The 13,352-nt window shown below is 67.4% G+C and carries 15 protein-coding genes; 10 read left to right on the forward strand and 5 right to left on the reverse strand.

The window, feature by feature from the left end; all coding sequences use genetic code 11:
• The first annotated feature begins 72 nt into the window (after positions 1 to 72).
• The 6 genes from murA to ACTWQN_RS32140 all read left to right on the forward strand — a co-directional run bounded on the left by murA (position 73) and on the right by ACTWQN_RS32140 (position 4,903).
• Positions 73 to 1,329: a UDP-N-acetylglucosamine 1-carboxyvinyltransferase gene (gene murA / locus ACTWQN_RS32115; protein WP_443207381.1), complete on the forward strand. Its 1,257-nt coding sequence runs from the start codon at positions 73 to 75 to the stop codon at positions 1,327 to 1,329.
• A 102-nt stretch (positions 1,330 to 1,431) separates the two neighbouring features.
• Positions 1,432 to 2,343 carry an ectoine/hydroxyectoine ABC transporter substrate-binding protein EhuB gene (gene ehuB, locus ACTWQN_RS32120; RefSeq protein WP_443207382.1) on the forward strand — a complete coding sequence of 304 codons (912 nt, stop codon included), beginning with the start codon at positions 1,432 to 1,434 and terminating at the stop codon, positions 2,341 to 2,343.
• A gap of 22 nt (positions 2,344 to 2,365) precedes the next feature.
• Positions 2,366 to 3,079 carry an ectoine/hydroxyectoine ABC transporter permease subunit EhuC gene (gene ehuC / locus ACTWQN_RS32125; protein WP_443207383.1) on the forward strand — a complete coding sequence of 238 codons (714 nt, stop codon included), beginning with the start codon at positions 2,366 to 2,368 and terminating at the stop codon, positions 3,077 to 3,079.
• The gene (gene ehuD, locus ACTWQN_RS32130) at positions 3,080 to 3,730 is read left to right on the forward strand and encodes an ectoine/hydroxyectoine ABC transporter permease subunit EhuD (RefSeq protein ID WP_443207384.1); all 651 of its coding nucleotides are present in this window, start codon (positions 3,080 to 3,082) and stop codon (positions 3,728 to 3,730) included.
• A gap of 22 nt (positions 3,731 to 3,752) precedes the next feature.
• Positions 3,753 to 4,517 (forward strand): ectoine/hydroxyectoine ABC transporter ATP-binding protein EhuA, encoded by a 765-nt coding sequence (gene ehuA, locus ACTWQN_RS32135; RefSeq protein WP_443207397.1) that lies wholly within the window; start codon positions 3,753 to 3,755, stop codon positions 4,515 to 4,517.
• A gap of 62 nt (positions 4,518 to 4,579) precedes the next feature.
• Complete coding sequence (locus tag ACTWQN_RS32140) at positions 4,580 to 4,903, forward strand: putative quinol monooxygenase (protein WP_443207385.1); 324 nt, start codon at positions 4,580 to 4,582, stop codon at positions 4,901 to 4,903.
• 12 nt (positions 4,904 to 4,915) lie between these two features.
• Here ACTWQN_RS32140 and ACTWQN_RS32145 read toward each other — a convergent pair whose 3' ends face one another.
• Together ACTWQN_RS32145 and ACTWQN_RS32150 are read right to left on the reverse strand one after the other, a co-directional pair.
• A complete protein-coding gene (locus ACTWQN_RS32145) occupies positions 4,916 to 5,455 on the reverse strand; it encodes an NUDIX domain-containing protein (RefSeq protein WP_443207386.1) in 540 nt (179 codons plus the stop codon).
• A gap of 46 nt (positions 5,456 to 5,501) precedes the next feature.
• Positions 5,502 to 6,857 (reverse strand): HNH endonuclease signature motif containing protein, encoded by a 1,356-nt coding sequence (locus ACTWQN_RS32150; RefSeq protein WP_443207387.1) that lies wholly within the window; start codon positions 6,855 to 6,857, stop codon positions 5,502 to 5,504.
• A gap of 232 nt (positions 6,858 to 7,089) precedes the next feature.
• Between ACTWQN_RS32150 and ACTWQN_RS32155 the strand changes: the two genes are divergently transcribed.
• Positions 7,090 to 8,721, forward strand: coding sequence for a glycoside hydrolase family 13 protein (locus ACTWQN_RS32155; protein WP_443207388.1), 1,632 nt, complete (start codon positions 7,090 to 7,092; stop codon positions 8,719 to 8,721).
• Between the two features lie 11 nt (positions 8,722 to 8,732).
• Here ACTWQN_RS32155 and ACTWQN_RS32160 read toward each other — a convergent pair whose 3' ends face one another.
• A complete protein-coding gene (locus tag ACTWQN_RS32160) occupies positions 8,733 to 10,145 on the reverse strand; it encodes an amino acid permease (RefSeq protein WP_443207389.1) in 1,413 nt (470 codons plus the stop codon).
• A 121-nt stretch (positions 10,146 to 10,266) separates the two neighbouring features.
• On the opposite strand from ACTWQN_RS32160, the gene nucS reads away from it, so the two are divergent.
• Positions 10,267 to 10,926: an endonuclease NucS gene (gene nucS, locus ACTWQN_RS32165; protein ID WP_443207390.1), complete on the forward strand. Its 660-nt coding sequence runs from the start codon at positions 10,267 to 10,269 to the stop codon at positions 10,924 to 10,926.
• 345 nt (positions 10,927 to 11,271) lie between these two features.
• On the opposite strand, the gene ACTWQN_RS32170 is transcribed toward nucS, so the two are convergent.
• Positions 11,272 to 12,051, reverse strand: a complete 780-nt coding sequence (locus tag ACTWQN_RS32170; protein WP_443207391.1) for an SDR family NAD(P)-dependent oxidoreductase — start codon at positions 12,049 to 12,051, stop codon at positions 11,272 to 11,274.
• A gap of 122 nt (positions 12,052 to 12,173) precedes the next feature.
• On the opposite strand from ACTWQN_RS32170, the gene ACTWQN_RS32175 reads away from it, so the two are divergent.
• Entirely contained in the window at positions 12,174 to 12,725 is a 552-nt protein-coding gene (locus ACTWQN_RS32175; protein ID WP_443207392.1) for a TetR/AcrR family transcriptional regulator, read from the forward strand.
• 10 nt (positions 12,726 to 12,735) lie between these two features.
• Here the strand turns inward: ACTWQN_RS32175 and ACTWQN_RS32180 are convergent, their stop codons facing one another.
• A complete protein-coding gene (locus ACTWQN_RS32180; RefSeq protein ID WP_443207393.1) occupies positions 12,736 to 12,921 on the reverse strand; it encodes a hypothetical protein in 186 nt (61 codons plus the stop codon).
• Between the two features lie 88 nt (positions 12,922 to 13,009).
• On the opposite strand from ACTWQN_RS32180, the gene ACTWQN_RS32185 reads away from it, so the two are divergent.
• Positions 13,010 to 13,352 (forward strand): hypothetical protein (locus tag ACTWQN_RS32185; protein WP_443207394.1); only part of this gene is annotated, 343 nt, incomplete at its 3' end.

Raw genomic sequence — 13,352 nt, forward strand, 5'->3', positions numbered from 1 at the left:
GGAAGGTTCCCATGCTCGCGCCGTCGCACCCGCTCCGATGGCGGCGGGGGTTGGGCCGTAACCTCGTTGCTCGTGAGTGAGCACTTCCGGGTACACGGCGGAGCGCGCCTCGTCGGCGAGGTCGACGTGGTCGGGGCGAAGAACAGCGTGCTGAAGCTGATGGCGGCGGCGTTGCTGGCGGAGGGCACGACGACGATCGTCAACTGCCCGGAGATCCTCGACGTTCCACTGATGGCCGATGTGCTGCGCAGCCTCGGCTGCCAGGTGTCGATCGATGGCGGCACGGTGCACATCACGACTCCCGCGACGATCAGCCACGAGGCGGTTTCGCCGTCGATGGGCAAGCTTCGCGCGTCGGTGTGCGTGTTGGGTCCGCTGGTCGCCCGATGCCGTCGCGCGGTGGTGACGTTGCCGGGCGGCGACGCGATCGGTTCTCGCCCGCTGGACATGCACCAGAACGGCCTTCGGCAGCTCGGTGCGACCAGTCATATCGAGCATGGCGCTGTGGTGGCCGAGGCGGAGAACCTGCGCGGTGCCCAGATCTGGCTGGACTTCCCGAGCGTGGGTGCGACGGAGAACATCCTGATGGCTGCGGTGCTGGCCGAGGGCGCCACGGTGATCGACAACGCGGCGCGGGAGCCGGAGATCGTCGATCTCTGCGTGATGCTGCAGCAGATGGGCGCCAAGATCGAGGGGTCTGGCACCTCGACGCTGACGGTGCACGGCGTGTCGTCGCTGAAGGCGGTGGAGCACCGCGTGATCGGGGACCGGATCGTCGGCGCGACCTGGGCATTCGCCGCCGCCGCCACGCGTGGTGACATCACGGTCCGGGGCGTCGACCCCCGGCACGTGAACCTGGTGCTGGAGAAGCTGCGCAGCGCAGGCGCCGAGGTGACCACTGGTGAGGAGAGCTTCCGGGTGGTGTTGCACGGCCGCCCGCACGCGGTTGACTTCGTGACGCTGCCGTATCCGGGGTTCCCGACCGATCTGCAGCCGATGGCACTGGCGTTGTCCGCGGTGGCTGACGGCACTTCGATGATCACCGAGAACCTGTTCGAGTCCCGCTTCCGGTTCATCGAGGAACTGGTGCGGATGGGTGCCGATGCTCGCACCGACGGGCACCACGCGGTGGTGCGCGGTTTGGATCGGCTGTCCAGCGCTCCGGTGTGGGCGACGGATATCCGGGCCGGTGTGGGTCTGGTGCTGGCGGGGCTTTGCGCGGACGGTGTGACGGAGGTTTGGGACGTTTTCCACATCGATCGCGGCTACCCGAACTTCGTGGAAAACCTGCGCGTCCTCGGTGCCGATATCGAACGAGTGACCGATTGAGCCGATCCGACCGACGCCATCCCCTAGCTTAGTGATGCGAATCACACGTATGGCCATGACGATGAGCAAAGGCCCTGCTCCCGCATTGAAGGGGCGATGGTCATGGCGAGCACGGGGTGGACACGTAGGGACTTCCTGAAGGGCTCAGGCGTCGCCGCAGGCGCGCTCGTACTGGGCGGCGGCGTGCTCACCGGCTGCGCCCGCACCGGCGGTGGTGGTGCTGGGGGTGGCGATCCGCTCGCAGCGGCGCGCAGCTCGGGCACCATCCAGGTCGGCATCGCTGGCGAGGCGCCGTACGGGTTCACCGACCAGTCCGGCAGGGTCACCGGTGAGGCGCCGGAGGTGGGGCGCGCGGTGTTCCGGAACCTGGGCGTAGGCGACGTGCAGGCTTCGCAGGTCGACTTCAACCAGCTGATCCCGGCCCTGAACGCCGGCAAGTTCAGCGTGGTGGCCGCGGGCATGTTCATCACCCCGGAGCGCTGCCGGAACGCGGCGTTCTCCATCCCGGACTACATCGCCGCCACCGCGTTCCTGGTGCCCCGGGGCAATCCTGCGGGCATCGCCACATTCGAGGACGTCAAGCGGAAGGCACTCGGGCTCGCGGTTCTCAGTGGCGCGGTTGAGAAGAACTACGCCCAGCGGCTGGGCGTGCCGGACTCCCAGGTGCAGGTCTTCGACACGCAGAACGCGCTGCTGCAGGCGGTGACCGACAAGCGCGCCTACTGCGCTGCGTTGACCAACATCTCGCTCAACGACGTGGTGAAGAAGAACCCAGCCGCACCGGTCGAGGTGACCAAGGGTTTCACCCCGGTGATCGACGGCAAGGCTGCAGTGCAGGCGGGCGCGTTCGTGTTCCGGTTGGCGGACACCGCACTGCGCGACGCGTTCAACACCGAACTGGCGAGGCTGCACGACAACGGCCAATGGATTCGGATCACCGAGCCGTTCGGCTTCACCCAGGACAACCTGCCACCGGCCGGAATGACCACGGAAGCGCTGTGCGCCGGTCGTTGATCGCGGTGCGGCGGGAGGCGACATGTTCGCGAACTTCTCGCACTTCCTCTCCGTGCTGCTGCAGGGCGTGCCCGCCACGGTGATCGCCACCTCGTGCGGCATCGCGCTGTGCGTCGTGCTGTCGTTCGGTGCCGGGCTCGGCATGCTGTCGCCTCGGCGGTGGGTCCGGGTCATAGCGCGCAGCTATGTCGAGGTCTGGCGCGGCACGTCCGAAGTGGTCCAACTGTTCTGGATCTTCTTCGCGTTGCCGCTGCTGGTCGGCTTCGAACTGCTGCCGCTGTGGGCGGGCATCCTCGTGCTGGGGCTCAACCACGGCGCATACGGCGGCGAGATCGTGCGCGGCGCGGTGCGGGCGGTACCGAGGGCGCAGTACGAATGCGCGGTCGCGCTGAACTTCAGTGCGGTGCAGCGGATGTGGCGGGTGATCCTCCCGCAGGCGGTGGTGGAAATGATCCCACCGTTGAACAACCTGTTCATCCAACTGCTGAAAAGCAGTTCGCTGCTGTCCCTGATCTTCGTGCACGACATCGCCTACCAGGGCCGAGAGGTCCTCGAACCGAACTTCACCGGCCAAACCGCGCTGATCTACCTGTTGATGCTGGCGCTGTACCTGGTGCTGTCGGTGCTGATCACAGCGTTGATGCGCGTTCTGGAACGGCGTGCCGCGGCAGCTGTCGGTCGCGCGCCCGTCGAACCGGCGAAGGCCCTCGGCAGGGTCGAAGGCGGGGCGGGGTAGATGATCTGGGACTGGGAGTTCACCGGGCGCATCATCCCCGACATCCTCGGCGGCCTGGTGGTGACCTTCGAGGCCACGGTGTTGGGGTCGATCGTGGCATTCGCGCTCGGTCTCGTGCTCGCCCTGCTGCGACGTTCGCGGATTCGGCTGATCAGCCGGGCAACCTGGCTGTTCATCGAGTTCGTCCGCAGCACGCCGCTGTTGGTGCAGCTGTACTTCCTGTTCAACGTGCTGCCGGACATCGGCCTGCGGTTCTCCTCGCTGACCACCGGCGTGATCGGCCTCGGCGTGCACTACGCCTGCTACACCGCCGAGGTGTACCGGGCCGGGATCGAAGGTGTGCCGCGCGGCCAGTGGGACGCGGCGACGGCGCTGAGCCTGCCCGCCCGAAGGGTGTGGACGAGTGTGATCCTCCCGCAGGCCATTCCGCGGGTGCTGCCCGCGCTGGGCAACTACACGATCTCGATGTTCAAGGAAACGCCGCTGCTGCTGGCGATCGGGGTACTCGACTTGGTGGGGGCTGCGCAGGAGGCCGGATCGGACGCTTATCGCTACATCGAGCCGTTGACGCTGGCGGGGATCTGCTTCCTGCTGCTGAGCTACCCGTCATCGCTGCTGGTGCGGAGGTTGGAACGCCGTGTCGGGACCTGAGGCCGCGCCGGACGGCCAACACATGATCCGATTCGACCGAGTGATCAAGCGGTTCGGCGACAACGTGGTCCTCGACGAACTGGACTTCGCGGTCCGGCCAGGCGAGCGGGTCACCCTGATCGGGCCGAGCGGATCGGGCAAAACGACGATCCTGCGGCTGCTGATGACCTTGGAGCGGGTTGATGGCGGCACCATCCACGTCGGCGGCGAATGCCTGACCCACGTGCGCCGGGGCGAGCGCCTGGTGCTGGCCGACGAGAAGCACCTGCGGAAGGTGCGCAAGCGGATCGGCATGGTGTTCCAGCAGTTCAACCTGTTCCCGAACATGCGGGTGCTGCGCAACGTCACCGAAGCCCCGATCTACGTGCTCGGCCAGTCTCCGGCGGACGCCGAGCGACGGGCGCGGGAACTGTTGGAGACGGTGGGCTTGGCCGACAAGATCGACGCCTACCCGACGCAGCTGTCCGGTGGCCAGCAGCAGCGCGTGGCGATCGCCCGTGCCCTGGCGATGAGTCCGGACGTGCTGTTGCTGGACGAGATCACTTCGGCCCTGGATCCGGAGTTGGCCGCCGAGGTGCTCGACGTGCTGCGCGATCTGGCCAGCACGAGCGACATCACGATGCTGTGCGTGACGCATGCGATGAAGTTCGCCCGCGACGTCTCGGACCGGGTACTGATGTTCGACAACGGCAAGATCATCGAGGACAAGCCGCCCGATGAGCTGTTCGAGGAACCGGAGCAGGAGCGGACTCGTGCGTTCCTGCGGTCGGTGCTGGAGGAAGCCTGAGGGGCGGCCGGCGTCGGCGGCTAGAGTTCGCTCGGGGATTCGAACTCGCCGAAGGGATGCGGATGGCGACACCGAAGAAGGTCGGTCGATTGATGGCCTTCACCGCGAAGCCGGGCAAGGGCGGCGACCTCGCAGCCGTCATGCTGCAGGTCGCCGAAGGCTTGCGGGGCGTATCGGGCTGCGAGCTCTACGTCATCAGCCGGGATCGCGAGAACCCGGATACGGTGCGCGTGGCCGAGGCATGGACGGACGAGGCCAGCGCCGACGCCGCGCTGGCCGCAGCCGTGAAATCGGGTGGGGACGTCAGCATCGAGGGCGTGCTCGGGATGCTGGCGAAGCCACCGGAGCGCATCGATGTGACGACGCTCGGCGGCGTCGGGTTGTGATCCGGTAGCGGATCAGGCCGGGTTCCGGCGTTCGTGCAGGAGCAGCAGGGTGTAGGCGGCGATCGACTGGGCATCGGTGATCTCCGCCGTGGAGATCATCTTCTCGAACTCGGTTCGGGAGAACCAGGCGGTCCGCATGTCCTGCTCCTCCAATTCGCGCTCGTGTTCGCCCGCGGTGAGACCGGTTGCCAGGAACACCCGGCCGCGTTGACTGGACATGCCGGGCGCGACGTCGAGGGTGCCGATCTCGACGAGGTGCGCAGCCCGCAGCCCGGTTTCCTCCCGCAGTTCCCGCGCAGCCAGTTCGGTTGGCTCGACGTCGCGCCGATTGGGCGCGGTGCCCTGCGGAAACTCCCAACGTCGCAGGTCCAGCGGGTAGCGGAACTGCTCCACGAGGTGAAGCCGATCGCCGTCGAGCGGAATCACCAGAGCGTAATCCGGCTTGTCGACCACGCCGTAGATCCCCTCGGAGCCGTCGGCCCGGCGGATACCGTCCTCGCGCACGATCATCCAAGGGTTGGCGTACACCTCACGGCTGCTCGTCTGCTGCATGCGGCCATGGTGCCGGACAACGGGCAGATCGTGGACACGGCCCGGGTCAGACCGCAGGCGTGTTCGCATGACCGCGCGACGGCCGAAAATGCCGCTCAATGATCGCGCGGTGTTCGATGGGCAGCGCCCGTCCACCTGGTCGTGGTGTTCGGTTGGTGTCCAATGTGGCCGGTGGGATGAAAACTGGTCGCCCGTCGCGCATGGTGATGTCCCACCGCTGGTTGTGGACCGTGCGGTGGTGGTGCGGGCAGAGCATCGTCATGTTCGAGAGATCCGTGCGCCCTCCGTCGATCCAGCTCACGATGTGGTGAGCATCGGGGGTTCCGGGCGGCCGGTCGCAGCCCGGGAAACTGCAAACTCCGTCGCGCTGCAGGAGCGCGGCGCGAATGTGGGCGGGTGCGGTGCGCTTGCTGCGGCCCACATCCAGCGGAAGTCCCTCGCCGTCGAGCACCATCGGCAGGACTTCGCAGTCGCAGGCGATGCGACGCACGCTTTCGGCCGTGATGGCTCGCTCGGTGTGGTGCAGGGTGCCGGGCATGCGGCCCCCACCAATGGAGTCCAGTCCTCGTTTGAGGTCCTCGAAGTCGATGGTGATGTTCAGACGCGGCCGCCAGCCTCCGGCGCGCGGCGTGGTGTCGGCGTCGATCGCGAGGTCCAGGATCGCGGCGAACGCATCGGCGTTGCGCTGCCCCGCGCTCCGCGGGTCCTTCGTCCCGTCTGCTTCCGGGCACGGAGCGGCCAACGGCTCCAGCAGCGCGGCGAACTTCGCCCCGCTTTCCCGGTCCAGCCTGGCCTTGACGACCGTCATCCCATCACGCGCGGTCCAGAAGTACAGCTCTCGTGCCTCGTATTGGGCCTGTTCATCGCGATGAGCGCCGTCTTGGTCGAGCGAGTACCGGATTCGCTCGGCGAGTTTCGCCAGCTCGCGCGGCGGCATCTGCCGGGCGTACCCGGACAGCGTCGACTCGACGGCGACCTGGTCGCAGCGGGCGTGCTCGGGCAGCGCGTGGATGCTGTCGGCGATGACCCGGGCGTGCTCAACACCTATCGCGCCCTCGGACAAGGCGACGGCCGTCTCGGGTAGTTCGGCGGGCACGGTCGCGCCGGACGGCGTCTTGCGGCTTTCGACGTTGCGGGCCACCCGCACTCGGGTCTTCGCGTCGTGGTGGTCGATGTTGAGCAGCCCACGCAACCACGCCGGCAGCGACCGCGCACCGTTCGCCACGTGCAGGCCCCGGTGCTCCGCTTCGGCGATCACCAGCAGTTGCTCCATCATCGTCGCCCGCATCGTCTGTTCGAGATCGCGGAGGCGGCCGACGAGTTCGTCATCGGAGCACGACGCCACCGCCGACTGCGGTGTCGTCTCCGCAGTCGTGTTCTGGGTGTCGGTCAGCGGCGTCATGCCACAATCGTCCCGCATTCGAACACACGTTTGCATCCTTTTAATGGTCGCTTGATCAGGTGAACATGCCCGATCCCTGCCGAAATCCCCGCCCTGCGGGTGCCGAAGCCAGCCGCCACGCCGCGTTTGACATCCCGACCGAAGCCCGCACACTCGACGAACGCGGGGATGCCCCCGAAAGACCAGGCACGTCAGATGCGCCGCACCAACATCCAGCAGCAGAGGAGGGCGCGTGCCGGAGACCTGGTGGCGAAACGCGGTCACCTATCAGATCTATCCCCGCAGCTTCGCCGACACCAACGCCGACGGCATCGGCGATCTCCCCGGAACAACGTCCAAGATGGATTACTTGGCGTGGCTGGGCGTGGACGCGATCTGGCTGACCCCGTGCTATCGGTCGTGCTGGCTCGATGGTGGCTACGACGTGACCGACCACCGCGACATCGACCCGACGCTGGGCACCCTGCGAGATTTCGACCGAATGGTGGCCGCCGCGCACGAGCACGGCATCCGAGTGCTGATCGACATCGTCCCGAACCACACCTCCGACCGGCACGAGTGGTTCCAGCGGGCACTGGCCGCCGAACCCGGGTCCCCGGCGCGCGACCGCTACATCTTCCGCGACGGCAAGGGGCCAACCGGTGAACAGCCGCCCAGCAACTGGGAATCCCGCTTCGGCGGCCGAGCCTGGAGCGCAGTGGCGGACGGCCAGTGGTACCTGCACCTGTTCACCCCGCAACAACCCGACCTCAACTGGGCGAACCCCGAGGTGCGTGCGGAATTCCTGGACATCCTGCGCTTCTGGGGGCGTCGTGGTGTCGACGGCTTCCGCATCGACGTGGCCGCGGCTCTGATCAAGGACCTGCGCGAGCCGCTGCGCGACGTGGTCGGCGGGGAAGGCAGCAGCGGGCTGGACGATTTCGCCGCCAACCCCGACCACCCGTTCCTGGACCGGCCCGAGGTGCACGACGTGTACCGCGAGTGGAACCGGGTGTTCCGCGAGTTCGATCCGCCGTTGATCGGGGTCGCCGAGGCGTGGGTGCGCGGCCAGCGGCGGGTCCGCTACCTGCGGCCGGGCGAACTGCAGCAGGCGTTCAACTTCGAGTTCCTGCGGGTTCGCTGGAATGCCGCGGAGTACCGGCGGATCGTGACGGAGTCGATCAACGGGGCCCGCTCGGTGGGGACGGCTGCGACCTGGGTGCTGGCCAACCACGACGTGGTGCGGCAGGTGTCGGCGCTGGGGCTGCCCGACGACGTCGACCTGCAGGTCTGGTTGGCCTCCAACGGCACCGAACCGCCGACCGACCTTGAACTGGGCACCCGGCGGGCTCGCGCGGCGATCTTGTTCGCGCTGGCGCTGCCCGGCTCCGCATACCTGTACCAGGGCGAGGAACTGGGGTTGCCGGAGGTCGCGGACCTGCCGGCCGCGGTCCTGCAAGATCCGAAGTGGGTGCGCTCCCAGCACAAGGAGAAGGGCCGCGACGGTTGCCGGGTGCCGCTGCCGTGGACCAGGACCGGGGTGTCCTTCGGTTTCAGCAGCGCGCCGCCGTGGCTGCCGCAACCGGCCGACTGGGGCCGGTACGCGGTCCAGGCGCAGCGCGGTGATCCCGGCTCGATGCTGCGGCTCTACCGGACCGCGTTGCGACTTCGCCGTGAGTTCGGCGGCGACGAGACCTTCCGCTGGGACGACGACTACGACGTCGGAGACGTGCTGGCCTTCCGCCGAGCAGAGGACGTCCTCGTCGTGGTCAACACCGGCGCCACGACCAAACCGCTGCCAAGGGGTGAAGTCCTGCTGTCGAGCGCCCCGCTCGGCACGGGCACCCTCCCGGCCGACACCACCGCCTGGCTGCGCTTGCGCTGAACCTCACTTCGTCACTTCGTCGGCGCGCTGCGGACGCGGTTGAGCTTGGACCTGCGGTGGCCGTAGCCGAAGTACACGGTGAGGCCGACGACGGTCCAGATCGCGAAGGTCAGCCAGGTGATCGCGTCGAGCCCGATGATCAGGTACGCGCACAGGGCCAGGCCGAGCAGCGGCACCACCGGCATCAGCGGGGTGCGGAAGCTGCGCGGCAGCTCTGGCCGGGTGCGGCGCAGCACCAGGACACCGATGTTGACCAGCCCGAAGGCGACCAAGGTGCCGATGCTGGTCGCCTCGGCGAGTTGGTCCAGCGGCACCACGGCGGCCAGCACTGCCACCACGATGCCGACCACCAGCGTGTTGCGGGCCGGTACGGCGCGCCGGTTCACCTTGGACAACATGCCGGGCATCAGCCCGTCGCGGGACATCGACACCAGGATCCGGGTCTGCCCGTACAGGACGGTGAGCACCACCGAGGCGATGGCGATCACGGCACCGAACGCCAGCACCACCGAGGACCAGCTCTGGCCGGTCACGATGCGCAGCGCGGTGGCCAGCGAGGCATCGGATTCGCTGAGCACGCCGACGCCGACCGCGCCGACCGCGGCGAAAGCGACCAATACGTAGATGGCGGTGACGATGCCCAGCGACAGGATGATCGCGCGGGGCATGTCACGCGATGGGTTGCGGGCTTCTTCACCCGCGGTGGATGCCGCGTCGAAGCCGATGAACGAGAAGAACACCGCGGAGGCGCCCACCGAGATGCCCGCGAATCCGGCCGGGGCGAACGGGGCCATGTTCTGCGAGCGGAAGGCGGTGATCGCCACGGCGAAGAAGAACACCAGCACCGCGATCTTGAGCAGGGTGGCGATCGTGGTCACCCGCGCGCTCTCCCGCACACCCAGCAGCAGCACGCCCATGGCCAGCAGCACGATCAGCGCGGCCGGGAAGTTGATCAACCCGCCGTCGCCGGGCGGTGCCGCGAAGGCGTCCGGAATGGTGACGCCGATGGTGCCCTGCAGGAACTCGTTCAGGTAGCCGCCCCAACCGACCGCGACAGCGGCCACCGACACCCCGTACTCCAGCAGCAGGCACCAGCCGCAGATCCAGGCGACCAGCTCGCCGAGCGTGGCGTAAGCGTAGGAGTAGGCCGAACCGGATACCGGCACGCTGCCCGCGAGCTCCGCGTAGGACAGCGCCGAGCAGAGCGCCGCCACCCCGGCCAGCACGAAAGAAACGACCACGGCGGGACCCGCTGCCGGTGCCGCTTCGGCGAGCACCACGAAGATCCCGGTGCCGAGCGTCGCACCGACCGACAACGCCACCAGCGGCACCAGGCCTAGGGTTCGGCGTAGTTGGGTGTGCGAGCCCTCGTCGGCGATTTGCTCGGCGGGCTTGACGCGCAGCAGGGTTCGGGCGAACGACACGAAGCGTAACGGTATCTCGACAAGTGGGAAGGACTAGGTCCGACCTGTCCGAACCGGTGATCTCGGCCGGTGCGCCACGGGGGTGCTCGACTTCCCGATCGACGCCCGTACTCTGTGCCGGGTGCGACTTGTAATTGCCCGCTGCAAGGTGGACTACGTCGGCCGACTCACCGCGCACCTGCCCATGGCACAGCGCCTGCTGCTGGTCAAAGCCGACGGATCGGTATCGGTGCACTCCGACGACCGGGCTTACAAGCCGTTGAACTGGATGAGTCCCCCGTGCTGGCTGATCGAGGACCCCGGCGTGTGGACGGTGCAGAACAAGGCCGGTGAAAAGCTGGTGATCACCGTCGACGAGGTGCTGCACGACTCCAAGCACGAGCTGGGAGTTGAGCCGGGCCTGGTCAAGGACGGTGTGGAGGCGCATCTGCAGGAGCTGCTCGCCGAGCACGTCACGACCCTCGGCGACGGTTGGTCGCTGGTGCGTCGCGAGTTCCCGACCGCGATCGGTCCGGTGGACCTGATGTGCCGGGACTCCCAGGGCGCGAGCGTGGCTGTCGAGATCAAGCGGCGCGGCGAGATCGACGGTGTCGAGCAGCTGACCCGCTATCTCGAACTGCTCAACCGGGATCCGCTGCTAGCGCCGGTCGCCGGGGTGTTCGCCGCGCAGCAGATCAAGCCGCAGGCCCGCACCCTGGCCGAAGATCGCGGGATCCGCTGCGTGGTGTTGGACTACGACCAGCTGCGCGGCATCGAGTCAGACGAGTACCGGCTGTTCTGATCCGCTGATCCCGGCGTTCGCACCGCCGTGCCGGGTGCTGGGCTTCGCCGTCGACAGGTGATCCGGTGAGTTGCTCCGGTGACGGTTGCGCTCGTCCGTCGTTTCGTTGGTTCGCACCGTGCCGAGCGCATGGGAACCTTCCGGCCGTTCGGTGACAGGAAGGTTCCCATGCTGCGGTCAACGCATGGCCGCCCAGCGCGCAGCGTGACAGGAAGGTTCCCTTGCTCCGACTGGCGTTGGGGCCCGCGACTGCGGGCGGGTGGTGACAGGAAGGTTCCCTTGCTCTGGTCACGCCGGGGGTTTCTCGGTTGGTGGGTGACAGGAAGGTTCCCTTGCTTCGATCTGTCAGGCGGTTTTGATTGCGTTGGCGTCGATGAGGTGGTCGGTGCCCGCGGTGCTTGCCGCGTGCGGTGAGGCGAGGAAGGCGACCAGGGCAGCGACTTCTGCGGGTTCGATGAGCCGGCCGGTGGTCATGCCGACTTCGGTGGGGATTTGGATGAGCAGTTCGTCGAGCTGAATGCCGCGCGCCTCGGCAACAGCGGCTCCGTGCCCGTTTGGTGCTTCCCACATGGCGGTGCGCGCCGGGCCGGGGGAGATGGTGTTGACCCGCACGCCTCGCGGCCCGACTTCGGTGGCGAGTGCTTTGCCGAAGGCGGTGAGGGCGGCTTTGGCGGTGGTGTAGGGCATCGGTCCGGAGTGCGGGACTCGGGCACCGATCGACGAGATGTTGATGATCCCGCCTTGGCGGCGAAGCAGGCTCGGCAGCGCCGCGCGGGTGGTGCGGACCGCGCTGAAGAAGTTCAGTTCGAAGCTGCGCTGCCAGTGTTCTTCGGTGAGGTCGGCGAATCCGACGAGTCCACCGTCGCCGCCGCCGACGTTGTTGACGAGCAGGTCGAGTTCGCCTGCGGCGGCGAGGGCCTGTTCGACGAGGGTGGCCGGTCCGTCCGGAGTGGACAGATCGGTGGCGATGCCGATCGCGCCGGTCGCCTTGAGTTCCGGTGTGATGGTGCGTGCTGCTGCGACCACCCGCACGCCTTCGGCTGCCAGTGCCGAGGTGATCGCCAACCCGATGCCCCGGCTTGCCCCGGTCACGAGAGCGGTTTTTCCGGTCAATTGCAGATCCACTGCACGACTCCCCTGTTGCGTCTTCGCTGATGCGGCAGACGATATAGATGCAACATGAATGACGCAACTAACTTTGAAGATGGGACTGCGCTGTAGTCTTGCGTCGACCCGGGAGGTGGCTTGTGACACGAGCTATGCGTGCGGACTCCGAACGGACCGCGGCGGCGATCCTGGAGGCCGCTGAGCGCGTGCTCCGCGAACACCCGGCGGCGTCGATGGAGCAGATCGCCAAGGCGGCGGGAGTCGCCCGCACGACGGTGCACCGGCGCTTCGCCAGCCGCGAGGCGCTGGTGGAGGCGATGATCGCCTGGGCGGCTGAGCAGTTCCGCGACGCGGTCGAGGCCGCCAGGCCGGCCACCGCTCCGCCGTTGATCGCACTGCACCAGGTGACCGCGAACGTGCTGCGGGTGAAGGTCAGTTGGGGGTTCGCGATGAGCCGGGCAGTCACCGGAGACGTCGAGCGCATCCACGACGAGGTGCGGCAGGCCTGCATTGGCCTGATCCGCCGCGCCAGGGATGCCGGTGTGCTGCGCGAGGACGTCGACTTGGAGTGGGTGCGGCGGGTTTACTACGCCCTGATCCACGAAGCCGCCGAAGAGGGCATGGCCGGTGCGGACACCGACGAAATGGCCGCGTGTGTCGTCGACACGCTGCTGAAAGGTGTTGGTGCTTAACGGGTTCGCATCAGCCGCGGTCGGATTTGCCGTCGCAGCCGCACGGCCGCAGCCGTCCGGTGGCTCCCGGTGTCAGCAGCCAGGCGAGATGCCGCAGAAATCCGTACTGCCGTCTGTGCGTGGTTTCGCGCGTGGTCTGATCGTTCGAACTTTCCGCGAGTTCGGCGATGATCGCCAGATCTATCCGGGCGTTCACAGCTCCTCCCCAGTGGCTGCGCATGTGCCATCAGTGACGATACCGTCACGGTCCGTTGCGTTGGAGTGGATTTCCGCATATCACTCGCATGGCCCTGCGTGCCGCAGGGGAAGTCGCCTCGGTGGCCCGGTCTGGTGGCCTCGGGTCGCGGAACTCGCCTGATCGATCCAGCATCTGGATCCAACGAAATGGTATCGGCCCGCTGTGGTCCGTCTGGCTGTGCGGTACTGTCCGGCTGCTGTCGCAAGTGTGGTGGTTGTCGTTGGAATTTGTTGGATCTGGAGGTGGGGTGGCGGTGCGGCTAGCCCAGGGTCAGCTTCTCGATGCCAATGCTGTGGATTATGGGTTGTTGGCGTTGTATTTCGTTTTTGTGTTGGGTATTGGGTATGTGGCGCGGCGTGCGGTGTCGACGAGTTTGGATTTTTTCCTGT

The organism is Saccharopolyspora antiqui, from assembly GCF_052246905.1.
Taxonomy (GTDB): Bacteria; Actinomycetota; Actinomycetes; order Mycobacteriales; family Pseudonocardiaceae; genus Saccharopolyspora.

What these genes read in the sequence shown, in the direction of transcription:
- ehuD (WP_443207384.1), top strand. Translation starts at nt 3,080, where the DNA reads ATGATCTGGGACTGGGAGTTCACCGGGCGCATCATCCCCGACATCCTC.
- ACTWQN_RS32140 (WP_443207385.1), top strand. Translation starts at nt 4,580, where the DNA reads ATGGCGACACCGAAGAAGGTCGGTCGATTGATGGCCTTCACCGCGAAG.
- ehuA (WP_443207397.1), top strand. Translation starts at nt 3,753, where the DNA reads ATGATCCGATTCGACCGAGTGATCAAGCGGTTCGGCGACAACGTGGTC.
- ACTWQN_RS32150 (WP_443207387.1), bottom strand. Translation starts at nt 6,857, where the DNA reads ATGACGCCGCTGACCGACACCCAGAACACGACTGCGGAGACGACACCG.
- ehuB (WP_443207382.1), top strand. Translation starts at nt 1,432, where the DNA reads ATGGCGAGCACGGGGTGGACACGTAGGGACTTCCTGAAGGGCTCAGGC.
- ACTWQN_RS32145 (WP_443207386.1), bottom strand. Translation starts at nt 5,455, where the DNA reads ATGCAGCAGACGAGCAGCCGTGAGGTGTACGCCAACCCTTGGATGATC.
- ehuC (WP_443207383.1), top strand. Translation starts at nt 2,366, where the DNA reads ATGTTCGCGAACTTCTCGCACTTCCTCTCCGTGCTGCTGCAGGGCGTG.